General features: G+C 39.9%; 22 protein-coding genes. 3 read left to right on the forward strand and 19 right to left on the reverse strand.

Annotated features, from left to right (window positions below; translation table 11 throughout):
* Nucleotides 1–35: 35 nt before the first annotated feature.
* Together T359_RS0118110 and T359_RS0118115 are read right to left on the reverse strand one after the other, a co-directional pair.
* On the reverse strand, nt 36–1118 hold the full coding sequence (locus tag T359_RS0118110) for a GNAT family N-acetyltransferase (protein WP_026518610.1): 1083 nt from the start codon (nt 1116–1118) through the stop codon (nt 36–38).
* A 22-nt stretch (nt 1119–1140) separates the two neighbouring features.
* Complete coding sequence (locus tag T359_RS0118115; protein WP_026518611.1) at nt 1141–1665, reverse strand: hypothetical protein; 525 nt, start codon at nt 1663–1665, stop codon at nt 1141–1143.
* Between the two features lie 157 nt (nt 1666–1822).
* Between T359_RS0118115 and T359_RS0118120 the strand changes: the two genes are divergently transcribed.
* Genes T359_RS0118120 through T359_RS0118130 form a run of 3 tightly spaced genes read left to right on the forward strand, consistent with a single transcriptional unit; the run spans nt 1823 to nt 3717 of the window.
* Nucleotides 1823–3088, forward strand: coding sequence for a Y-family DNA polymerase (locus T359_RS0118120; protein WP_026518612.1), 1266 nt, complete (start codon nt 1823–1825; stop codon nt 3086–3088).
* A 9-nt stretch (nt 3089–3097) separates the two neighbouring features.
* The gene (locus tag T359_RS0118125; RefSeq protein ID WP_026518613.1) at nt 3098–3403 is read left to right on the forward strand and encodes a hypothetical protein; all 306 of its coding nucleotides are present in this window, start codon (nt 3098–3100) and stop codon (nt 3401–3403) included.
* A gap of 26 nt (nt 3404–3429) precedes the next feature.
* Nucleotides 3430–3717, forward strand: a complete 288-nt coding sequence (locus T359_RS0118130) for a hypothetical protein (protein ID WP_026518614.1) — start codon at nt 3430–3432, stop codon at nt 3715–3717.
* Nucleotides 3718–3747: 30 nt separating this feature from the next.
* Here the strand turns inward: T359_RS0118130 and T359_RS0118135 are convergent, their stop codons facing one another.
* The 17 genes from T359_RS0118135 to T359_RS0118215 form a co-directional block, all read right to left on the reverse strand.
* Nucleotides 3748–5688, reverse strand: coding sequence for a M13-type metalloendopeptidase (locus T359_RS0118135; protein ID WP_197027125.1), 1941 nt, complete (start codon nt 5686–5688; stop codon nt 3748–3750).
* A gap of 204 nt (nt 5689–5892) precedes the next feature.
* Entirely contained in the window at nt 5893–6129 is a 237-nt protein-coding gene (locus T359_RS0118140) for a GlsB/YeaQ/YmgE family stress response membrane protein (RefSeq protein ID WP_026518616.1), read from the reverse strand.
* Nucleotides 6130–6156: 27 nt separating this feature from the next.
* Complete coding sequence (locus tag T359_RS23155) at nt 6157–6843, reverse strand: hypothetical protein (RefSeq protein WP_026518617.1); 687 nt, start codon at nt 6841–6843, stop codon at nt 6157–6159.
* A gap of 33 nt (nt 6844–6876) precedes the next feature.
* A complete protein-coding gene (locus tag T359_RS21055) occupies nt 6877–7647 on the reverse strand; it encodes an inositol monophosphatase family protein (RefSeq protein WP_051545608.1) in 771 nt (256 codons plus the stop codon).
* 105 nt (nt 7648–7752) lie between these two features.
* Nucleotides 7753–9177, reverse strand: a complete 1425-nt coding sequence (locus tag T359_RS21060) for an RNA-guided endonuclease InsQ/TnpB family protein (RefSeq protein WP_242839133.1) — start codon at nt 9175–9177, stop codon at nt 7753–7755.
* A gap of 116 nt (nt 9178–9293) precedes the next feature.
* Nucleotides 9294–9866, reverse strand: coding sequence for a peptide chain release factor-like protein (locus T359_RS0118160; protein ID WP_026518618.1), 573 nt, complete (start codon nt 9864–9866; stop codon nt 9294–9296).
* Nucleotides 9866–10963, reverse strand: a complete 1098-nt coding sequence (locus tag T359_RS0118165) for an RNA-splicing ligase RtcB (RefSeq protein ID WP_035784976.1) — start codon at nt 10961–10963, stop codon at nt 9866–9868. The genes T359_RS0118160 and T359_RS0118165 overlap by 1 nt, the downstream gene beginning before the upstream one ends.
* Nucleotides 10964–11460: 497 nt before the next feature.
* Nucleotides 11461–11622 carry a hypothetical protein gene (locus T359_RS22910; protein WP_197027126.1) on the reverse strand — a complete coding sequence of 54 codons (162 nt, stop codon included), beginning with the start codon at nt 11620–11622 and terminating at the stop codon, nt 11461–11463.
* 251 nt (nt 11623–11873) lie between these two features.
* Nucleotides 11874–12239 carry a hypothetical protein gene (locus T359_RS0118175; protein ID WP_026518620.1) on the reverse strand — a complete coding sequence of 122 codons (366 nt, stop codon included), beginning with the start codon at nt 12237–12239 and terminating at the stop codon, nt 11874–11876.
* 14 nt (nt 12240–12253) lie between these two features.
* On the reverse strand, nt 12254–14539 hold the full coding sequence (locus T359_RS0118180; RefSeq protein WP_026518621.1) for a hypothetical protein: 2286 nt from the start codon (nt 14537–14539) through the stop codon (nt 12254–12256).
* A 17-nt stretch (nt 14540–14556) separates the two neighbouring features.
* Nucleotides 14557–18303: a hypothetical protein gene (locus T359_RS0118185; protein ID WP_026518622.1), complete on the reverse strand. Its 3747-nt coding sequence runs from the start codon at nt 18301–18303 to the stop codon at nt 14557–14559.
* Nucleotides 18304–18617: 314 nt separating this feature from the next.
* Nucleotides 18618–18806 carry a hypothetical protein gene (locus T359_RS0118190; RefSeq protein WP_026518623.1) on the reverse strand — a complete coding sequence of 63 codons (189 nt, stop codon included), beginning with the start codon at nt 18804–18806 and terminating at the stop codon, nt 18618–18620.
* An 18-nt stretch (nt 18807–18824) separates the two neighbouring features.
* A complete protein-coding gene (locus T359_RS0118195) occupies nt 18825–19007 on the reverse strand; it encodes a hypothetical protein (RefSeq protein ID WP_026518624.1) in 183 nt (60 codons plus the stop codon).
* 43 nt (nt 19008–19050) lie between these two features.
* Nucleotides 19051–19248, reverse strand: coding sequence for a hypothetical protein (locus tag T359_RS0118200; RefSeq protein ID WP_026518625.1), 198 nt, complete (start codon nt 19246–19248; stop codon nt 19051–19053).
* A gap of 1 nt (nt 19249) precedes the next feature.
* On the reverse strand, nt 19250–19402 hold the full coding sequence (locus T359_RS22675; protein WP_155840183.1) for a hypothetical protein: 153 nt from the start codon (nt 19400–19402) through the stop codon (nt 19250–19252).
* 160 nt (nt 19403–19562) lie between these two features.
* On the reverse strand, nt 19563–20078 hold the full coding sequence (locus tag T359_RS0118210) for a helix-turn-helix domain-containing protein (RefSeq protein ID WP_026518626.1): 516 nt from the start codon (nt 20076–20078) through the stop codon (nt 19563–19565).
* A 90-nt stretch (nt 20079–20168) separates the two neighbouring features.
* On the reverse strand, nt 20169–22559 hold the full coding sequence (locus tag T359_RS0118215; protein ID WP_026518627.1) for a hypothetical protein: 2391 nt from the start codon (nt 22557–22559) through the stop codon (nt 20169–20171).
* Between the last annotated feature and the right edge of the window lie 85 nt (nt 22560–22644).

Below are 22644 nucleotides of genomic sequence, written 5' to 3' on the forward strand. Positions count from 1 at the left end.
TCTTCTTTTTCTATAATATCACAATTGTATTTCCGTTACAGTCTTTTCTCGATATCTTCCAGTCCCCGGCAGAATTCCTCATCGTTGTGGTCTCTGACATGTTCAAGGAATTCATGAAAAGGCATTACCTTAACATCATTTACTTCATAGGTGTTGAACTTAAAGCCATCCTTCGGAACTTCAACTCTGCACATGAAAATAGAGGCCAGAAGGCCTGTTCCGTCGTCCCATTCCTTGATATATTCAAAGGCAAGCTCCATATCTTCCGGCGGAACCGTTATTGAAAGCTCCTCTTCAACTTCCCTGCAGGCCGCTTCCTTAGGGGACTCACCGCTTTTTACTCCGCCACCTGTCATATCCCACTTGCCGGCGTAATACTTTGCCTTGAGGGAGCGTTGCTGGACTATATATTGGCCCTCGCCCTTACCGGTTTTAGGACTGTCTACAGTCTTCATAATGACAAGAACATGCTGTATATACTCTCCGGGAAGTCTCGGAGTATGCTTAGGAACTGCTTCCTTTATAATTGACCCATCTCTGGAAAAAATGTCGATGTATTCATTCAGGCTCAAATTCTTCTCAAACATCTCCTTTGGCAGCATCACGCGATAAAACTCCTGATACAGCTTCCAAAGCTTATCATGATCCTCCTTCTGCTGCGGTCCCATCCTCAAAATTCTGAAGGGCACTCCAAAACATTTTACTCTGAGTCCTGTATCTGTGCAGCCATTCCTCAGGTAAAAATTATAACGCCTTGTCTGCAGATCTTTTTCCGAAGCCGCCTCTGCATAGTCAGGATCCTCCACTTCAACTATGACATTATCTGCATCCTTCAGGTTATTGGCAATTAGCATAACCGCAGTGCTTCCGACGCCTTTATTTCTCATATCCGAATGAACCGCAAGATAATCCAAAAGATAGTCGCTGCCAAGTTTGACAAAAAAAGCATATCCAATAAGCTCTGAATCCTCAAACAGCCCACAAGGTTCATATATTCCTTTATCAATGCCTTGGAGAATCGCCTTAAGAGGCTTAATCTCATCTGCCGGAAAATCCTCCTGCATCTTTGTCTTATATATTTCTTCGACCTGTGATTTATCTAGTCTTTCTAAACGCATAAAACTGCCCCTTACTTCTGTTCTATCTCTTTTTCCTGGCACTTATAGAATAAAGACTTAGGAGATTCTTTGTTTCCTCGTCAGTTGTTGGAACATTTTTCTCTTCGAGAAAGAGGCAAAGCTGCTCAAAATTCTCCATTTCGTCTTCAATAACCTTTATACTTTCCCCTTTAACATTGATCTTCATGATGTACCTATTTTTAGGAGCATATCTTGACGAATCATGATGGCGCCCAAAAGTAACGCCTGTTATCTCTGAAACATCCACTACCATCATGGGTTTTCGCAGCCTTTTTATAGTTATGCCATTATGATCTACAATAAGAGTCAGTGCAACAGAATATTCCAGACAATAGACTCCCCATGCCATCCATCCGGCTCCCACAAGAAAAAGGATAATTGCTAAAATTACATCAATTGAAATACTAAATGAAAGCAGAATATACCATACGCCAATAATACATGCAACTATTGCACCTATAAGCATCCAAATCAGTACATTATATGTTTTTTGAATATTTCCTTTACAACTCACAATAAAGTTCATTACTCACCTCTTTTGTATTATAACGCTGGCTTACCACAAGCACAGCAAGAAAAATTTTATAAAGTGTTCGATTGCAACATCCAGATTCGGAGAGTATTATGATTAATACACAAATATATGTTCGGAACATATATTCGATATTTGGTGAGGAGATTTTATGGAAAAAAAGCTGCACCCCTGCTTCATGATCATAGACTTAAAAAGCTTTTATGCCAGCGTGGAATGTGTAGACAGAGGCCTGGATCCCATGACAGCTCTTCTGGCCGTGGCAGACAAGGAACGTAGCAAGGGGACCATATGCCTTGCCATCACCCCCGCAATGAAAGCCCTCGGGATCAAGAACCGCTGCAGGATCTACGAGATCCCGAAGCATCTCAACTACATAGTGGCCCCTCCCAGAATGAAGAGATATATCGACATCTCCGCCGATATCTACGGAATATACCTTAGCTATGTGGCCAAGGAAGACATCCATGTGTATTCCATTGATGAGTCTTTTCTTGATGTGACCACATATCTGAGCCTTTACGGAATATCCGCTCACGACCTGGCCCTGCGGATCATGGGCGATATCAGGGGCAAGCTGGGGCTTCGAGCCACCTGCGGCATCGGCACCAACATGTATCTTGCCAAGGTGGCCCTGGATATCCTGGCCAAACACTCTCCTGACTACATAGCGGAGCTCACGGAGGAGACCTTTAAGGAGCAGCTGTGGGCCCACAGGCCCCTTACGGATTTCTGGCGCATAGGTCCCGGCACCCAGAGGCGCCTTAACTCCCTTGGAATGTACACTCAGGGGGACATAGCCATTTTCCCCGAGAAGCTCTTATACAAGAACTTCGGAGTCCTTGCAGAGTACCTTATCGACCACTCCTGGGGAAGGGAGCCCTGTACCATGCAGGAGATCAAGAACTACCGCACCCGCTCCAAGTCCCTCTCCTGCGGCCAGGTCCTGATGCGGGATTACAGCTTCGAGGAGGCTCTTATCATTGTAAAAGAGATGGCTGACGAACTTTCCCTTGATATGGTGGCAGCCCATGTGGTCAGCAACAATGTGTCCCTGTTCATCGGATACAGCGCAGAGACCTTCCCTCCCACAGGAGCCAGCGCCACTCTGCCGGTGACCACCAATTCATACCGGATTCTGATGGATGCTTTTGTTCAGCTGTATTACAGAAGCACTCAGCGCACCATCCCCATCCGCAGGGTCAATATCAGCGCCAACTCGGTTCTGGATGAGTGCTTTGAGCAGTACAACTTTTTCGTGGATCCCAGTATCATGGAGCGGGACCGCCAGATCACAAGGTCAGTCAATCAGATCAAGGCCCGCTATGGAAAAAATGCCATTATCAAGGGCATGGACCTGTATGAAGCAGGCAATGCCATAACCAGGAATGCCCAGATAGGCGGCCATAAACGTTAGGAGGCAGTTATGCCAAGAGCAGACAGAGCAAGTCAGTTCATGCCTTTTGCAGCCCTGAAGGGCTTTGAAGAAGCTCTTTTAGAAAAAGAAAGAATCGAAGTCGAGAAGGTTCTTTTATCAGAGGAAGCTCTGGACTTTCTCGATTACCAGCTCTCCCTTCTGAAGGTTGGGGACATGGTGACGGTCATCTATTACGACTGCGGAGCGTACCTCAAGAAGACCGGGCTTATCTCCCGGATCCGCAAGGATGCCCGGTACCTCACAGTGGTAACCACCGACATCAGTTTTGACAACATTCGGGAAATACAGTTCTAGCAAATAAATTTGGAGGTCAGCATAATATGAGTAAAATAATTGAAGAAGTAGACGTTATTTGCCAGCACAAGCCTGATGGCAGCATTATTCCTATGCGACTTCGCTTTAAGAACGACGACGGAGAATACGAGGCCTACACCATCAAGGGCTTTCGTTTGTCCGACAAAAAAGGCACCCATACAACCGCAGATGGAATCTACGTCGGAGATTACACCTTTGTTTTTGAGTGCCTTATTATCTCTATGAATATGAAAAGAATTGTCCGGCTCTACTATGATCCCAGAACCGGCACCAGCTGGCGGCTGGCAGTGTAGGCGAAAGTGCCTTCCAACTAAATTTTCATATTAAAACACAGACAGTCTCTTTTCCTTTGGCACAAAATATGGGCTGTTTTCATCGATATCATAAACATCATAAAACTCATCAAACTGCCCGAGAATGAAATTGATTCGCTCTTTGCCGGGGAGATAGCCGCCTGACATGACATAGTCTATATCATCCTCTGTGATATAACATGCGTTTGTTTTAGCATAAGTTCTGAAAAACAGATCATAGTCAGGATTCTCCCTCTTATTCAGGATATTAAGACAGCATTTCATAGCAATAAGATCGGCATAGGTCTCAATCTTCACTGAATTACCGTCTAGCTTACGCCCATAACCCACTTCCATGCCATCAAAAAAGTCGGCGATCCTTTGCTGCTCTATGTTATATGCAGAATATTCATCCTCTGTCATCCAGTTCTTCCAGTAGCCATGCCAGTCGAAGTTAATACTATAAGGATCATAAGAATGTCCATATTCATGAGCCACTCCCATTCCGAAGTAGGCAAGCATTTCTTCGTAGGATGCAGCGTTGGAGCAATATGGATTAGCCAGTTTACCGCTTGTCACATAAAATGCATTGTAACCGGAGATATAATAGGCATTTACTTCAAAAAGCTTTGCATTAAAAATCTGTCTTTTATCATCTTCCTTTCCTGCCTGACTTCTGACAAAGCGCTCCCTGCTGATAAGAAGAGAAATATAGTCATCTACGATATTTCCTGTCAGTTCCAGGTCGGAAAGGTCGTTTTGAATTTCATTTTTTCCAAGGCTGGCTCTCATATACAGAATCTTGTGGTTAGCCAGTTCTTTCCCATGTGTGCTGAGCCAATCAGTGCTTTTTATGATGTCCCTGTAACTGTTCTTGATATCTTCAATCATATCCAGAGCCTGCTGCTCGTTGAAATTCTTCAGATATTTTTCATTATAGGCTTCATTTATTACATCCGGCGCATATTTTGTTACCGTTGAATATGCTACATCCTTATACTCTGTTCCATAAGCGGCCTTTATCACATCCCCACCATAGATCGGAAGCAATTTTGAAATTGCTCCAAATAGCATATGGTCTTTGATTGCTGGGACATTTTCTTTTTGATAAAGATCATTAATGAACTGACAAAAGTTATCTTTGGCAATAAACTCTTTTTTCCTGCCAAATGCATTCAGATTCTCAAGAATCTCTATCACCGGCACTGATACATTTTCTTCTTCCAGGATCTTTGAGTCATAATAGACAACTGTACTCTCAACCTGCTCGTTCCAATACTCGTCTATCATCTGTCCGACAAAAGAAGCATTCTCAAGCATTTCTCCGGTTCGGGCCTCGGAATAACCCAGCAGTTCCATCAAGTTAAGAAACTGTTCCCCGGCAGAATCATCCGCTTCATTTCCTGATATCAGATTCTTATAAAAATCTATATCACCAGTCATGCTATTGGGGTTAAACCATGTAGAATTAAAGCCTATGTAGTCCGGAGCAACTACGAATTGAAACTCTTCGCTGTATAGCATGTACTCTTCACTATTGTAGAGCTGATAAATATCCTCGAGACTATTTATATCTTCAATCTGCCTAATGTGCTCCTTCACGGATTCTATTCTTTGCGAGTAATCTGCAGTATCCTGAATGTGGCGATAAATAGAAACCGCTTTATAAAGGCCGTTCTCTTCACTAAGTTCATTTAAATCGGTATTATCAAGAATATCCTTCAGCCGTTCTTCTGATTGGTACAGCTCATCCCATGTGGCGGCTGCACTTTCATTGCCTGTCTGTTTCTGCTTTTTCCATTCACCATTTACAAACTCATCAAAATCCGAGATGGCTTGTTTATCATCTATTTCCTCAATCACACTTTTTTCAGCATCAGCATTAGATTCTTCTGCCATTCTACTTTCGCCACATCCTGTTGCTGCCACAACTAAAGATGCGCTCAGCAATACGGCCAATACTTTTCGCATACAATATCCCCTTATATTCATGTTTTATATACGTGCACCCTAAATATGCACAGGATATTAATTTTAATTGTTTGCATTTATGAAGTCTACAGTAATTAAGAAAAGTATAATAATTGAAAATGTTATTTTCACTCAGCTCATTTTTTACATAATAGAAAAGCGATGTGCATTTCTACACATCGCAATCTACGTTTTTACTGTTTTTTATGAAAAGAGCTTTCTTCCTGCCCAGATGCAGATGCAAGCACCTACTGTTGAAACAATAAGGCTGCCGATAATTCCTGTAGCAGTAAATCCGATAAGCTTAAATACCAAGCCTCCAACAAATCCACCGCCGATACCAAGAAGTATGTTCTTGATAGTTCCTGACTTTTCACTCATAAGTCTGCTGGCAATAAATCCAGCGATCGCACCAAGTATAAGTCCCCAGATAAGTCCCATAGCATTTTCCTCCATTTTTCTTATGTGCTATCTATTATATAGGTCTAACCGGTCTACTGTAAATAGGCATGGAATAACAAGGAAATTGCTTCCCTTTGCTTTTTCCCTGTCAAAATGAGACTCCGGATCTGCTTTGAGCCATTTTTCTATCACAGCAGATTCTTCATCAATATTTTTGATGTTTACATTGTTCCTAGGCTCCTCATAGTATGAAAAGAGGATATTCTCATGCAAAGATATAAAAGCGTATTTATCGCCTTTTAAAAGGCCTTCTGAGACTATCTCATCATGATATCTAACATATGATGGAAGCTTATCCGGGAAAACAAAAGCAATCCTTCCAATCCGCTCTTTTGGCGCAGTTGTCCTCTCCTTCTCCCAGACATCCAGATCCTCTTCAGGAATATGATGATAATAGACATTTATCATTGGGGCAAAAAATCTGTCGCCGTCTTCTTCAGGCCAGGGCTTAAGATATGGCTTTAAATCGCTCATTATCCTGTCTATGTCCAGACTGCTCTTTTCCCCTGCCGTGACTATCTCTTCAAGGTACAGAAAGCCCATATTCTCATGGCGATAAAAAGAGGCATTGCATACCATGCCCTTCTCGATCTGCTTTATAAAAGCAGCTTTACACCGGTCAATGATTCCCTCAATAGGGACATCATTGTTCAATGCTTTAAAGCTGCACCTGTACTGGCTCCTAATCAACATACTCCATACCTCTTCTCTAAAGAATTTAGCTGCTCAAAGCGACAGGCACTTCGGCATTTCCTTGACTCCTCTTGCACGGCACACAACAGAGGTAAAACCGGTGTATGATAGCGGATTACCCTCTATATCTGTGACTGTACAGCCTGCCTCCTCGGCAATGAGAGCTGCAGCGGCATAATCCCAGAGCTGTATCTTAAGCTCAAAGTAAAGGTTGCATCTGCCAAGGGCTACGCAGCACATATCCCACGCAGCAGTCCCGGATCTTCTAAGGTCTACGCACATAGTCAGAAGATTCCTGGCTATGTCAAAGGTCTTTTCCTGCAGCTCAGTATAGTATGGCGCGGTTCCAAATAACGCCAGAGACTCTGAAAGTGGCGTATCTGCCGACATAATCTTCTCATCATTCATATATGCGCCTTTTCCTGCTTCTGCACTGAACATCATGTCATCATAAGGATTGTATACTACACCGATAAAAGGCCTTCCCTCTTTTAAAAGCGCAATCGAAACCACAGATGGTCGGTATGCATAGATAAAGTTGGAGGTCCCATCGATCGGATCCAGAACAAAGCAGTATCCGCTTTTCATCTTGTCCGTGAATACGTCCTGTCCGTCCTCTTCTCCCAGAAACTGAGCTTCCGGAACTACAATTTTCAGTTTTTCTATCAAAAAACTCTGTATCTTCTCATCTGTCTCAGTGCAGAAATTTGCATGGCCTGACTTTTCCATGATCTTAGGCCGCTTGGCGGTTATCATGATCTCACCGGCCTGTTTTGCCACTTTTTTAATCTCTTCTATAAGCATAGTCTCTTTTCCCAATCGCTCTTAGTAATACTTTTCTAGCATTTTCTTCACGCATTTGTTACAAATGAACTACCCTCACCGACTCTGCGTCGGAAAGGGTTTCTGTTATGCCGCTTTGCGGCATGAACCTTCAGTCTGCCTATGGCATCCTGAAGAACAGGGCATGTCCACTATGCCCCTATCCCATTGTGTTACCTTTGGGAATACTTTTCTCAAGATATTTGCAGCCCCGTTTATGTCTGCATTTGTGAGTGTTCCATCGTAGTGTCTGTAGAGTCCTCTTTTTATCCTTCTTCCTGAAAAAGAGTATTCTTTATTCTTCCCTTTTTCATACATGGGAATCGGATCCATAACAAGAAAATCCGCCTTCGAAGTATAGCTCTCCTCGGTCAGGGCAAATCTTATTCCATATTCAGCAAGCTTATAGCGGAGCATATCTGCAAATATCAGCATTGGTATCTGCACAAAATTCTGGTTACTGATATGTCCCATATCTGCTTCCTGTTTCTGGAATACGTTATGTCCCATCACCACAACATCGACACGGTTATCCCTTGCATAGTCCGCAAGCTGTCTGCTTATTTTGTGGAACTGGTCCTTTATCCTCCTGTTCCTCTTTTCAGTAAGGATGCTCATTTTCCTGGTACGGTATCTCTTATTGCATCTCATGGCACATGAAGCTAGCCGTCCCATCTCCTTGTTATAGAACTGGTTGATGGACTTGATGACTCCGCCCTTTATGACAAATGGTCTGTTACCAAAGTTGTTTACTACGGCAGCTATGTTATCTGTTCCGGGATCTAGTGCCATCACGCGGATGCCTGAAATATCCGCCATATCTGCAAGGCTCCTCAGTATTTCCTCATCATCGGCAGGAACCATGCCCCTTGTTTCCACATCCATGACGACATCTATCACAAAGTCCTTCCCATGAGGCTTTATGCGCACTTCCTTAAGCTTTCCGGAAGGGAAGTCTTCACCAAGTCTTAGCATATCGTTTGTTCCGGGGAATCTGATAAGAGAGTCATCCTTTATCCTGCATATCTGGTTTGTGAGTATGGCTGTCTTGTACTTTCCCTCACCTACATATTTGGGCATGCGGGGGCGTCCTGTAAAAGCAGACGGATTCTTTGTATATGCCTTCACTGCCTCAAAAAATGACTTGTAATCCCTAATGAGGAGTTTAAGTATCTGCTGGTTTGCCTGTGATGGAAGCCCGTAGTATGCCTTATCTTTTGTGGTCTTTAAAAGATAGTCGAGGGCATTGTAAGAAAGCCAGGAACCTTTTACCTGATATTTTGTACCATCGAGGGTATCACTCACAAGCCTGAATACCTGCATCTGATTGGGATACAGGGGTCTGTAGGATTCAAAAGCTTCCATAGCCGAAGAATACTGACGGATTATGAAATTAGCCCTGTTGTACAGAATGGCTGAAGCTCTGCAGATATCACTGCAGTAACCATATAGTCTGTTGTTTTTACTGATTCTGAACTGCCTTGTTCTGTACACGGTTGTAATTCCCTTCACCAAACCTTATACTCTGTATTATAGCATATTTGCAGCAAATGTGCAAACATTTGTTTGCGTTAGATTTGGAGGTTTCATGGACAGTTACAAGAGGAACAGGCATTCAGTCTACCTGCTTACATACCACGTAAAGATTGGTACCAGGTACCGTTTTTCTGTTTACTCCACGCGCTGTTTTTCTGCTTATCCTTACTATCTACGTTCGTCTGCTTAAGGACTGCAGAAAGCTTTCTAAGTGCGTCCTGCTTGTTCATGAACTGGCTTCTTTCCTTTGTGGAGGACACTGTAATGCCTGTTGGGATAAGGATTATCCTTACTCCTGACTCAGTCTTATTATCATGCTGTCCGCCTGATCCTCCACTATGGAACTTTTCAATTCTTATCTTGTCTTCCGTAATTTTCTCATCAACTTCATCAGGCTCTTCGATGATGCTAACGTCCACAAACCAGTTCTTTCTCTTGTGCCCCGGTCTGTAACCGCTCTTGCATACCCATTGCATTGTGCCTTCAAGGGCTGACAAGTCCTGTTCTGAAATAAAAATGATTGATGAATAGGCTCCTTCTACCTCTCCTTTCACGCCTGTAATCATCTCTATATCCGGAAATTCCTTTTGTAAAGCTCTGAAAATGCCACCCACAGCAGCCCTACATTCGACTGGACCCATGCCTGAACTAATCTGCATTATCATCACGCATTCCCTCCCTTATAGTTATATACAGGTTTGAGAATCTTTGTGATGTCCACAGTTTCCGCAACAGCCTCCTTGATGTAATCAATATCCCTGTAGGCAAAGGGTGCCTCATCAAGTGTGTCCTTGCTGATGCAGCTTGTGTAAATTCCCTTCATTGAAGCCTTAAATTCAGACACTGTGTGGCTGGTTGTAACATTCTCCCTGGATGAGATTCTGCCAGCGCCATGAGGTGCTGAGCGGTTCCACTCATCATTGCCCTTGCCGATTCCAAGGATTACGCCATCTCTCATGTTTATTGGTATGATCACCTCCTGATTTTCCTTAGCGGAGATGGCACCTTTTCTAAGGATAGCTGCTCCATTTGTCTGCTCAATGTAGTTGTGGATGCAGCTCTTTTCATCTGTTACCTTCCACTTCATCCCCTTACAAACCTCCTTCATGATGATGTGACGGTTGAGTTCAGCGTATTCCTGAACAACCTGAATATCATGAAGATAGTCTGAAAGGAGCTCATCTGTAAGGTAAGTAAGTTCATATGGAACATCCTCTTTTCCATGCTCCATTAAATACTTGTGTCCCTTATCCATGTAATACTCAGCAACTTCCTTGCCAAGGTGACGGCTGCCACTGTGAATGATCAGATATCCCTCTCCATTCTCGTCTGCGTCGAGCTCAATAAAGTGATTACCTCCTCCAAGAGTTCCGATACTAAGCATTACCTTATCATCTCTGATGTGCTTAAAGCAGTTAAGTCTCCCAAGGTCAAAATCTAATGCGTCACTATGAACCATGTTTCTTACCTTGAACCCAACCGGAACGTTGTCTCTGATGACTGTGTCGAGCTTCTGGAAATCCTTTCTGATCTTTCCAATCTTTACCATGCTCATACCGCAGCCAATATCAATTCCGATAAGTGCAGGAAGAACTGCATCTGTCACTGTCATTGTGAGTCCAATAGGTCCTACCTTTCCCGGGTGAACGTCAGGCATTACACGGATCTTGCTACCCTTTGTAGCTTCGATGTCACTGATCATCTGTACCTGAGCGATCGCATACTGATCAACATTTCCGTCAGCGATATCTCCCATGCACATGATCATGGCATCTGAATATTTTCCTTTTACTGGTATCAAAATATAGCCTCCATTGCAGGTGCCCTGCGCATTTTTGCGCACAAAAAAGACACCTCTTAATCCTCAGAAGCCTAAAGTCTTGTCCTTATACCAGTCCTTTTTCTTTGTGTGAAATAGTTTTAGAAAAAAAGACGGCGGACAATCATGCCCCTGTTGTCTATTGCTGCTATGTTGTTAGTATTCATCGTATGTTTCATGATCGTCCTCCTTTCTTGAAATTCATTTCTGAATCATGAAAAATCTTTGTTTGTTGCTGAAATTACAATATCATATATAGCGGACATTATATGTCCACGTCAACATATTTTTGAAAATGTTTCAAAAATGTTATATGGTCAACTATTATAATAGCGTTTACAACAACGGTGCTTTCATAATAAAGCCTTTCTAGAAAAAAGCGCCTCCCAAACCGGAAGACGCCAAAACTGTTCCATTTCTAATTAAGCTCATGAGATATTTTATTTCTTTTTCTTCTTTGAGTTGGATAATGTTAAATCCATCATTCTCCTGAGATAAGTATCTCCATCAATTTCTTCTTTGTCGTATTCACTCATAAGCTTTTCAATTTTACCCTTTATTTCTTCTCTTTCATCTCTTGGTTTTTTCCCAAATAATCCCATTTTGCACCCCCTGAAAAATGTAGAAATCTGTTTATCACATTAATTGTATCACAGTTACTTTATTACTGCATATCAATAAAACATATTCTCTTTCTTCTAAAGCCATACCAGAAATCCTCATCGTCGTGGCCACAGTAGGTTCCAATAATATATTGAGGCATTTTCTTAATACCATTTACTTTGCAAAGCACAACCTTAATGCCGTCTTTCGGAATATGTTTATGGTGCATCTTTCTTGTTCAGCAATTTGTTCATGTTTTTATCTGGTATTTACCAGGATCCTCAACAAGGCCTACAAGCGAATGTCTTAGACTCTTTGAAATAGCTTCAAAGTCTGATCCAAATGCATCATCCCAACTGACGGTTTCTCCAGTATAAACCCTAGTTAAATCTGGCTTTTCTTTACAATATTCATTAAAAACAGCTTCTGCGTAGTCATTCTCTATCAGATTATCAATTTCAGCATCAAGTCTTGTAATATCTTTTGACAAAGCTCTCGTTTCGGCTTTTCCATCTTCACGCTCAGCCGCGTTTTCATACCGCTCAGTTAAAAGACTTCTCTCGTTATATAGTTTTCTAAGTTGCTCGCCATAATCCCGTATTGTTTTTTCTTTCATATGCTTATCCTCCGTTATGATATCGCCGCTAGAATCTCATCAAAGAAGGATGTTCCCATATGCGACTTTATGTACCCCGCTAGTGCAACTCCACCATAATGAGAAATACCGCCCTCCGAAGCATCGTGCAGTTTACGAGAAACAAGCGTTATAGTCATCAAGTCTGGATTTTCATGCATAACCATATCACTGCTTTGTATAATATTAGCCAACTCTCTATTACTTAAATCCTCTAATTTTTTGTTGTTATCACTTAGTATCTTTTTGATAGACTCCGGTATCTTGGAAGGGTCTTTTATCCAACTATCTTTAAACTTTTCTGCTGCATCATCAAAATTATCAGTACGATTTGGAGTCAACCTATTTGTCAAAGTAACCGTCTGGTATTTCGATTCATCAAACATTATGCTGACAATGTTATTTTTCTTTACAACATCGATAACGTCATCGTCAATCTTTATTCTTCCAATCACATCACCATCAGCTGCATTCTCGAATAATTCCTTCAATGTTTCTTTAGAAATGACATTTCCATCCAGGTCTACGATTTCTTTAGTCCGAGTTAGATTTTTTAATGATAGGTTAGCCAATTCATCAGTATTTTCATTTAAAAACAGTTCTAATTGCTTCCAACTAAGCTTCCTAGAAATATACTCGCTATGAAACACCGAGTCGTCTGCTACTTCTTTTAATCCGGTAAGTGCATCATTAATAGCGTTGCCTACTGTCTGCAGCACTTTTGGTGTTTTAATAACAAGATTAGGAAATAATTTATCTGTTAGTATTTCTGCACCTGAAGCTGCATTTTTTACGACTTTCCCAAGTCCAAGCCCAGCGGCTTTAAAAAAAGCGCTAATACCAAAGCCAAGTGCAACTCCATAGCCAAACTCTTTAATGATTTTCTCCCCGTTTTCATTATCAAGCCATGCTGCTATGCTCTTTTCTGCGCCTCCAAGAAGTCCATCCAATAAAGAATCTATAAGGAAATGCGCTGCCCCTTTATATTGAGCATTAATATATGGCCCTAAGTAACCACTTACTGCACCGGTTGCTGCAGCCAGTACTACCTTCCCCCAGTCAATTGAATCTAATGGCTTTCCCGAAAGGGCCACCTGCATAAGGACTTCTATCCCCGTTCCTGCCATTGCACCTGCCGCTGCTGAAAGAGGCGGGCATTCCATGCAAACCATTGACCCAACTATACCAGTAGCTATTGTGATAACGCACCCTACTTTGACAAGCCATTTCGCTAAGCTGTCAGCGTCATTTATCGGTTTTCCATCTGCATTGACGAACATCAGCCCATCAGCAGTTATCCTATAGCACTCTTTTAGATTAATTTGTGACGTAAGCTTAGCCAGGTAATCTACATCATATCCAAGAAACTTCTCTTCTTGAAGGGATAACAAATAGGATTCAATTGCTTCTTGAGAAAAATGTACATAAGTCTGTATATCAACTGATGCAAAATTAAAATCCTGCTTCTCCAAAACATCATTTATAGCTTTTTCAAGCTCAGCATAATCAATCTCTTGAGACAGTGGAGTACCTGATAGAGGTTTATAAGTTCCAAAGTCTGTATCATATAAGTACTTCTTTTCATCATATGAATACAAAGATCCAAGACTCACATCACAGTTATCTTCGTCATACTCCATTGTTTCATAGTAAACATGTCCTTTATCGTCAAGGCCATACTTTAGATACTTACCGTAAACTACGCAGTGTTCTAAAACTTTTGATCCTTCATAAGCAAGAAGGAAACTGGTTGTATCATCCTGGTAATCACAGTCAAATAGCTCAAGTCCCTCATCAAATTCCTCATCAGGTATCTCAATTTCGCCATAGTACGGGATAAAGCCCGAATTAAAGACAACTCTAGTTTCATCGCTATTCGTATAGCATTCAGAATAATCAGTATATGCCATTCCATGGATCGAAAGTCCGCTCTTAAGCTTTGTATATGCAGGGAAAACATCATATTTGTACTTAAGCTCGTTAGCTAAAAGTCCATACACAAATGTCTCAAAGTCTCCCACATAGTCTTCCCAGTTTGTAGAAAGGCCCACACTCATAGAAGTATCAATTACTTCTTCAATGGAAGCTTGCTCTGACGCAGCCTGAGAGTTGTCCATGTCTTCAAGAATTGCCTTCGTTGTCTCTTCAACAATCTTATCCTTATCAGCACTGCTTACTGTATTATCTTCTGTAACATGCTTATTGCAGCCTGATAAAACTGTAGCGGCCATAGTTAAAGACAATACTATCGATAATGCTCTATTCATATACCTTTTTATCATAAGCACACTCTCCACTATCATTTTCTGGTTTTAGTTTTTTTCTTAACACAAGCTGCTACTCCGCCGCCCAATGCTGCAATAATAAGTACAGGTATTATTGGGCTGTTTTTTTTACTTGTACCATCATTTGACTTTTCGCTTTCGCCTTCTTCATTAGCCTCTTGCACAGTATCTTTCTTAGCACTAACTGTGCAGGAAGCCTCTATCGTAATATCATTTTCCTCAGTTACTATCAATTTATTGTCCTTAATTAGATCATCATTGGCTTTCCACCCCTGAAAATCTTTCCCTTCTGATAGCTCTGGCACTGGCAGATCCACTTCGCTTCCATAACTTGTCTCCAGCATATCCAAGATATTGCCCTCATCGTCCTTAAGGATAATATTTACTTTTTTAGGCCTCCATCTAGGAGATAATGTCTTTTCTCCGCTAAAGGATATTTTGTCTATTACCTCATCAAATACATTTCCATCTTCATCATCATATCCAGCAAACTCATATCCATACCTTGTAGGAATCTGTAACTTAACGTTCTCTTCTCCTTTTTTAGCCAGGACCGGTTCAAAGGTCTCTGTTCCCTCTCCCTTATACGAAATAGATGCGTATTTTCCGTCACTGATATTAATCGTAAACGAATACTTATTACCTAATCTGTTTACAACGTATACCTCATACTCGCCTGCATTTGTCCATATCTTTTCCGCTGCTTTTTCCATTCCCAGGAACATCGTTCTTTTGCTTTTTGTATCTTTTACAACCACGCTGCTATATGGATCAAGGCTGTCTTTAATATCTATGATAGAAAATGCTTCGGCGTCTATTGTTTTGCCGCTATCTTCCTTTGATAATACTAAAGTTTCCTTATTTTCCCCCTTTAATAAAACAGTAACTGAAGCCGTATTATCACCTTCTGCATAATAAACTGCCTCATATGAAGTAGAATCCCCATAGATTGTTTCCTCTGTTATAGTTACTATTCCTGTTTCGAAGCCTTTTTCTTTAAGCTGGCCCTCTACATCTTTCTCATAATCTATGATTGCTCTTTTGCCTTCTTTATCAGTTATTACAACAATATTTGAATCACATCCGTATTTATCTTTGATAAATTCAAATGACTGTTTTCCAACCTCGGGCATTTTCCCTTCCTTAGGCTCCTGATATGAGTAAGGCAATGAGTTGATAATAGGAAGAGCATCAAGATTTGTCAGTAATTCTTTCTGGCCATCCGCAAATACCACAACACTATTGTAGGTATCAAGCTTATCAAGACCTCCTATATTATCCAGCGTTTCTTTCCTTACTGTTCTGAATGTGGTCTCATCAGAAGCATCGAAATATAATTCCTGGACTGCTTTTTCTGCGCTTTCATTTAGTGCCTGTGTCAAAGCCCACTCAGAATCATATCGGTCCTTTGGTTTATTAGGATCTGTGCCATAGCTATAAGTACCGTCTGGATTATTTTCAACTGTTCCCTTTTCATGATCATATGCATACTCTTTTGCTGCTTCATATGTCTTAAATGCAAGACATATATGGCCGCCTTTGTTTCTTATATATTGAAGCCCATAATACTTAGGGAACACCCCCGCCACGCTATTATTCATAGCCTCTATTAGATTTCTTTTATTAACCTGCGGTCCTGGTGCTGTTCCTTCAGGTATGATCTTAAACCTAAATGTTATTACCTTATTATCCCCAGAAGGTGTCTTTGTCTTGCATGTAGGATTGTTATTAAGAACAATCTCATATTCGCCAGGAGTCATCAGCTGCTTGGTCCTCATGGATTTTGAAGCCTCTATTTTTTCAGATTCCCCTGTTGAAATGTTCTTTATCTCACCGTAAAGCGGAAGGTATTCATCCGAAACACTTAAAAATTTGTACTTGGTTCTGCCGCCTTCAAATACCGGGTATTCTGAATTTTCATCATAAATCCTCTTGCCTTCAATAAAACTGCCATCAAAATATACCTTTAAAGTCTCCTCCTTTGTCATTCGGTCAACATATATAGTCACATCCTTTGAAGATCCAGCCACGCTTTTTAGACTAATATCATATCTTCCTGTCTCGGTAAGAGTCATTCCCTCTCTAAAAGAAAGCTCTTCTCCATCCTTCTTAACACGTATGCTAGCTGTAGGATTTTCAGAGGTATCAATGGTAAAACCTGTAGCTGTGACTGCTCCAGACTCGATAGTTTCAGCCTTTTTATACATGTTTACGGTTATTTTATCTTCATTATCTCTAGAATCTTCGTCCTGTCCTTTAATTGTCAGATTGTGGAATGTTATCGCTCCTAGCTCATCGTTACACAGGTAAAAGATATATTCTTCTATGCATCTTCTTTTATCTTTGCCACCAACCTCTTGAATCTCATAAGCATAGGTAACTTTTATATACACTCCATTTATTATTGCTTCGCCTTTAGGCTGATATATCAAAATATCTCCTTTTTGACTGTAGTTCTTATAATAATCCGTAGTATATACTGTATTTTTGGCAACCTGATCTGACCAGGTAACTCCATCTGCAGAATTCTGAACAATAAGTGCCCCTGTTCCAATAGCTGTTTTCGTACTTATTCCATTTATCTTCTGATCTTCTTTCTTTCCCCAAGTATCTGATACTACTTCCCATCCACTTGTTTTATAGGTTTGTGGATCCGTAACTCTTAGATAAATGTCTGCCCTTTTCCCACTAATTCCATAAGAAGGGCATCCTTTTGTCAGTGCCATGTTTATTTTCTTTCCAGCTTTTTGAGCAATAATAAGCGAAGAAAGTGTTCTCCCTGAAACTAACGCACCATCACTACTATCCTTCTTATATCCAGTCCTTTCTTTATTAACATATTTTTTAGGTGAAGCAGATATTGTTGCAGACCCTTCTGATACTCTTACCGTTTTTTGGAATGTATCACCTATTGGAGAAATTGCTGTTATCGTATATGTCCCAGGCGCGTAGAATGATTCATATGAATTTACCTTTTTAGGCTCTGCATTACCCCTTTTTACCGTAATACTTGCATTAGAGCCGTTGTTTAAAAGAGTAAAGCCCTCCTTTACCGTAGAATTGTCATTGACTATCTTCCGGCTGCTAACATCCAGGATTGAAATCGGATCATCTGCATAGCAAATATAGAAATCATACTTATCAATACAATACTTGTAGATGTCCTTTTTGGCACCCGTAGGCCTTCTTTTTAATGAGTAGATTACATATACTCTATAATAAGTACCATCTTTTATCTCTTCTTCTGAAACAGAAAGCAAAGCATTGAGGTCAACTTTTTTATTAGAAAACAGGTTATTTACCTGCACATAGTCATTTCCAAAATCCTTTCCATCATTTGACTTCTTTACTACTATTGAGCCATTGCCAACCTTTTTTGATAATTTAATGTCGCCAATCTTTTTCTCACGGCAATCATAGAGATTCCAAACATCCTTTTTGTCTGAATTATATCCACCATCATAACTAAATCCGATTGTTGCTTTCCCACTGACCGCATACGCAGTTGTCCCATTGATCGCAGTTTCATTTTTCAAATCACCTTCAACAAATAATGAGCCAATCTTTTGTCCATATGAAGGTTGAGATACAACATCACTTGAAGCCATGCTAAATTCTGTAGTACTTTCATATCTTTGCTCAGGCAAAACAGATATCTTCTCTCCAGCATAAACATACAAATCATTGAGCAGCAGACTTATAAAAAAAAGCACTATTCCTATGAAAACTAACCTATTATTCTTGCTCTTGTGGCTTCTCATAAACTATTCCTCACATATCAATTTCAAAAAATCATATTTACGCATTGCCATAGAAAAAAGGGATCAGATCAACTTATTATGTTTCCCCAATCCCCAGTCAATTACTATTATACCAAATACGAATACTAAAAGCCGTAAATACTACATATACTCTATTGGGCGGCCCACTTGGACACCGCCCTGCTAAGAAAGGAGAGCACTAGCATTCAGCAAGAAAAAGCAAAAGACTATTTCTTACATTTAGTCCAAGTGGTATCTAAGGAGCAATTTTGTCAGCGTTACAAATCGACAACATTCTTATTATAGTTTTATTTTTAGTCTCCATATATACTCTTCATCCATCTTAAATTAAAGTCATCCAAAGCGTCTTCATAATCCTCATAATGCTTTGTTGGACCATCTCCCAACACGCAATAGACCTCTCTATTGCCTCTACATCCAATTTTCAACAATCTCAAATCACCTTCAGCTCTTACTATCTCCATATCTCCAAAACCTAGCATTTATCTTTACCCTCCCTACTATTTTTTCTTATATGTTCTAGTTTCATGAACAGTTCCATTAGGGTATTCTGTCTTTGATGCTTTAAATGTTCCGTCTCCAGATGTAAATGTTGCTACTTTTCTATTTGTACTTGTTACTCTAGCCTCTGCATGATCACCAATATTCGAAACAACTTTATTTATTTTTGATAATAATTCCATAAAGGTCACCTCTCGTCATATATTAACTATTACAATGCTGCAATCATCTCAATTCCTTAAATTCTTCTTTTATCCGTCGCGCAAATTCTTCCTTTGTCTCATCAGTGTATAGATACTTTTCTAATACCTTTTCACTTACTCTGTCTTCATTAACATCATTAAGAGTATCTCTGGCCGCTTGTTCACCGAATTCATCATAAAGTTTGGCAAAATTTATAATATCTAATTTATTCTTTCCCATCTTATCTGGCTTCCTTGGGTTCTTGTTCTATGCGGCTGTCATCTTTTTCCTTGGTAGCTAATTCTGCACTAACACCAATCTCATTTAAGAAATCCGGATGAGATTCTTTTCTTTTTATTAACTTCAACGAAATGATTCTTTCCCTTACACTCATGTATATAACCACCTCTTTTCTTTGTTTATGCATAAATCATAAATCCGTGCCACAATTAGAAACAGGAATGTTTCAGAAAAAAAAGGTGGTTATCTTTCTACAGATAGAAAAATAAAACGCACCTCATTCCATAATGGACTGAGGTGCATGTAAAATAATATTACTTTTTTCTATTTCGTCTTGCTTCGTACTTTTCAATATCTATTGATCCATTAGCAATCATTTGCTCTGACCATAATTGTAATGCTTCCACAGTAATAGATATTTTTTCCAGTTTCTCCTGAATATCAACAAAATCGTCTATTTCAGAATCGTCTATTATTTCATCTGCAGTTATGCTTATCAGCCGCCTTTGACTATCCTGAACTTCGTTTAAAGAATCAACCATATTTAGTATGATCTGTGAAAGTCCCTGGATTTTTACCTCCGGCACATATTGCTGCCCTATCGGACATTGATTTGAGCAATAGTAATTACATAAATCTGGAGCCTTATACTTTTCAGCCATTATTTTAATTTCTTCAGGATGAGGCTCGACCCTTTCATTTTCAATTTTTTCTATACGTTCAGGAGGTATAGTCTCGAGCAATTCACTTGCCTGCTCTCGGGTTAGCTTTAATTCTTCTCTTCTCCTAAAATAGGCATTTTTGTTTTCTTTTGAAGACACCTTCGGCATTCTATTTTTTCCTCCATCAGTACAGTTCTTAAGACAGAAATACTGCTATTTAGCCTGTCTTATTTTCTAAATTGTATTTTTCTCTCGATTTTACTTAATTTTCCCTAGTTCCGCCCTACACCTATTTAAATACTTAAGATATGCTTTGGCATCTTTTATTGTATCTTTATCCAAAGAGCACTTCTCTTCTTCTAATTCTTCAAGATTTTTTTCAACCTTATTTATTGTTACATCCACCGCCTTTGATAACTTATCCAAAGCCTCTATATCATTAAAACGATCTTTCAACACACATTTGCTGAACACCAGCATTTTGGTTGCTAGCCTAATCAATATATCGCTATTAGTCTGCGAAAGGATTGCTGCCATAGATGCACTACCTGATCCCGCAACACCTAAAAGAGCGCCTCCTCCTGTGATAATTGCAGTTCCACCTGCCATTCCTAATCCTCCGGCAGCTAGTGAGCCTCCTCCCACAAGAGCCAAACTAGCACTTGTAAGAGCTGCTCCATGCAACCCCACAACAGCCTCTCCGGCTATTAGTGTCGCTATTCCAGGAGCAAAAACAAATGCAAGACCACCAGAAGCTACAGCAGTTACCGCAGCCACACCGGCAGCTATTATCGTATTCTGAGTGTTACCACTAACTAATCCCTTATACTTCTTGTATGCATCTCTAATTGCATCTATCTCAGTCTGGTTTATAATAGTTTGCTTTCTTGCAAACTGATCATCTATGTAATTGTATTTGTCCCTCTTCAACTTTTTATACTCAGCATCCTCCTTAGAATGCAACGGGAAATATGGTTTAAATACGATTAACTCAGAAGCAATCAAATAGAACCATTTCAAATATTCCTCAGTCTGTGTAACCTTATTAATCTCCCCATATATCAATTCTTCATTTGTTACAAAATATCCTTCTTCTGTTATCCCCATTCCTTTAAGTAACATGCTTTGCCATGATTCAAGCCATGTTTTTTTCTTATCTTTATCTTTTATATTCACAGTATGCTCAATATCCTTAAGTATAGCCACTGTTTCAAGAGAATATAGGATTCTAGTTTGAATTGCATCCATGGTAAGAGCAGCAAATGCGTCACTTGAAGTCTGTTCATCTGCCATACAATCCTCGAAACTAATATCCTTACCTTTTTTCTTTTTATCTCGCCTTTGTAATATGACTTTTATATCATCACTCCAATACTTACTGTCCGCCACACATGCGAAAATAAAACGTCCTACTCCAACAATATCTACTTCAGCAAGGAGTGTCTTAGCAAACTCTCCACCTTTTTTATCCCTATTAAGAACAGCTTTTATTGTTGCTCCTGTAACATTCACTCCAACAAAACAACCGCTAGATATAAGAACCATCCTGGAAATTAGTCTATTATTGAACGGCAGAACTGCTCCAATATCAACTTTATCCAGATCTGCAAATGTACGTATTTCCTTATTCTTAATCTCAACTGTAAATTTCTTTAAAAAATAAAAACATCTAACAATGCACTCATTTATAAGAACGGGCGCGCTTTTATTAAATGCCTCCACGCTTAGACTTTCGATTTCCTCATGAAGATCAAATTCTTTTTCTTCCCCCTCATCGTCCTTGTATCTTGAGTTTTCGAAGGTTTTAGTAATCCACTCAGAGAAAAGTTTTTCTGAATCGTTGTAAGAAGAAGGTATGTTTCTGAAGATAGGAAATTTGTATAGTTCCTTTAGAAGCGTCATCACTTCCTTAGGCATTTTAATATCTTCCAATAGTGTTCTGTTAGAAACAGCCACATCAACAGCCACGTTAAATACCCAATACAGGAAACCATATGCAAGTTTTTCAACTGCGTTTCTTCCAATCGCATAATATTCCGGAACCGGTTCTTTAACCAATTGTTTTTCACCAAACTTGTAGCGTTCTCCACTATATTGAGTAAAAACACTAAACACAAGCCCTGCCAGAGAAGGATGGTTGGATAAAAATCTCAGCCACTCATCAAGTCCCTCTTTAACTTCTTTATTTAACGAATCATTTACGTACGGAACAAAACGATCTTTTAAAAAAGAAACAGCTCCTTTTAAATCAGATTTTTTGTATCCTGCGATTTGGGCGGCAATAATAATATATTTCTCCCAATCGCTGTTCTTCCATTTATTAATCTTTTCTAGACTGCTTTCTGCTAGTTTCAACTGACTGAAAGCGCCAGTAAGTAGCCCACTTGCCACTGCCGCAATGTAGTAAGAATGGTCTTTTTCACTTATACTGTCATCAAATTCAGCATCAATAAACTCATCGTTATCAAATGACCTGTCTGATTCAAACATATTGACTTCGATGTCATCGTTATATTTATATACAAAAGAATACTTAGAAGAATCTACTAATGCATATTCCACTTTTGGTTCCGTTTCAAAAAGAACATCCTGTTCCTTAATACTAACCAAGTCTGCTTTTTTTCGAGTAACAAGCTCATTTATCACCATTTAAAATCTCCTCCGATGCATGTAGATGCATTTGAATACAGTAAAAAACATCTATTTAATTGTATCATCATTACGTTATTAGTAT

It is taken from the genome of Butyrivibrio sp. MC2021 (assembly GCF_000621605.1).
GTDB lineage: Bacteria > Bacillota > Clostridia > Lachnospirales > Lachnospiraceae > Butyrivibrio.

Coding starts and splice junctions, on each gene's coding strand:
- T359_RS22675 (WP_155840183.1), bottom strand. CDS start 19,402: ATGAGTGTAAGGGAAAGAATCATTTCGTTGAAGTTAATAAAAAGAAAA.
- T359_RS0118130 (WP_026518614.1), top strand. CDS start 3,430: ATGAGTAAAATAATTGAAGAAGTAGACGTTATTTGCCAGCACAAGCCT.
- T359_RS0118190 (WP_026518623.1), bottom strand. CDS start 18,806: ATGCTAGGTTTTGGAGATATGGAGATAGTAAGAGCTGAAGGTGATTTG.
- T359_RS23155 (WP_026518617.1), bottom strand. CDS start 6,843: ATGTTGATTAGGAGCCAGTACAGGTGCAGCTTTAAAGCATTGAACAAT.
- T359_RS0118125 (WP_026518613.1), top strand. CDS start 3,098: ATGCCAAGAGCAGACAGAGCAAGTCAGTTCATGCCTTTTGCAGCCCTG.
- T359_RS0118115 (WP_026518611.1), bottom strand. CDS start 1,665: ATGAACTTTATTGTGAGTTGTAAAGGAAATATTCAAAAAACATATAAT.
- T359_RS0118195 (WP_026518624.1), bottom strand. CDS start 19,007: ATGGAATTATTATCAAAAATAAATAAAGTTGTTTCGAATATTGGTGAT.
- T359_RS0118120 (WP_026518612.1), top strand. CDS start 1,823: ATGGAAAAAAAGCTGCACCCCTGCTTCATGATCATAGACTTAAAAAGC.
- T359_RS21055 (WP_051545608.1), bottom strand. CDS start 7,647: ATGCTTATAGAAGAGATTAAAAAAGTGGCAAAACAGGCCGGTGAGATC.
- T359_RS0118110 (WP_026518610.1), bottom strand. CDS start 1,118: ATGCGTTTAGAAAGACTAGATAAATCACAGGTCGAAGAAATATATAAG.
- T359_RS0118140 (WP_026518616.1), bottom strand. CDS start 6,129: ATGGGACTTATCTGGGGACTTATACTTGGTGCGATCGCTGGATTTATT.
- T359_RS0118215 (WP_026518627.1), bottom strand. CDS start 22,559: ATGGTGATAAATGAGCTTGTTACTCGAAAAAAAGCAGACTTGGTTAGT.
- T359_RS0118165 (WP_035784976.1), bottom strand. CDS start 10,963: ATGTGCATGGGAGATATCGCTGACGGAAATGTTGATCAGTATGCGATC.
- T359_RS0118210 (WP_026518626.1), bottom strand. CDS start 20,078: ATGCCGAAGGTGTCTTCAAAAGAAAACAAAAATGCCTATTTTAGGAGA.
- T359_RS22910 (WP_197027126.1), bottom strand. CDS start 11,622: ATGGGATTATTTGGGAAAAAACCAAGAGATGAAAGAGAAGAAATAAAG.
- T359_RS0118135 (WP_197027125.1), bottom strand. CDS start 5,688: ATGCGAAAAGTATTGGCCGTATTGCTGAGCGCATCTTTAGTTGTGGCA.
- T359_RS0118175 (WP_026518620.1), bottom strand. CDS start 12,239: ATGAAAGAAAAAACAATACGGGATTATGGCGAGCAACTTAGAAAACTA.
- T359_RS0118185 (WP_026518622.1), bottom strand. CDS start 18,303: ATGAGAAGCCACAAGAGCAAGAATAATAGGTTAGTTTTCATAGGAATA.
- T359_RS0118160 (WP_026518618.1), bottom strand. CDS start 9,866: ATGATAATGCAGATTAGTTCAGGCATGGGTCCAGTCGAATGTAGGGCT.
- T359_RS0118180 (WP_026518621.1), bottom strand. CDS start 14,539: ATGATAAAAAGGTATATGAATAGAGCATTATCGATAGTATTGTCTTTA.
- T359_RS0118200 (WP_026518625.1), bottom strand. CDS start 19,248: ATGGGAAAGAATAAATTAGATATTATAAATTTTGCCAAACTTTATGAT.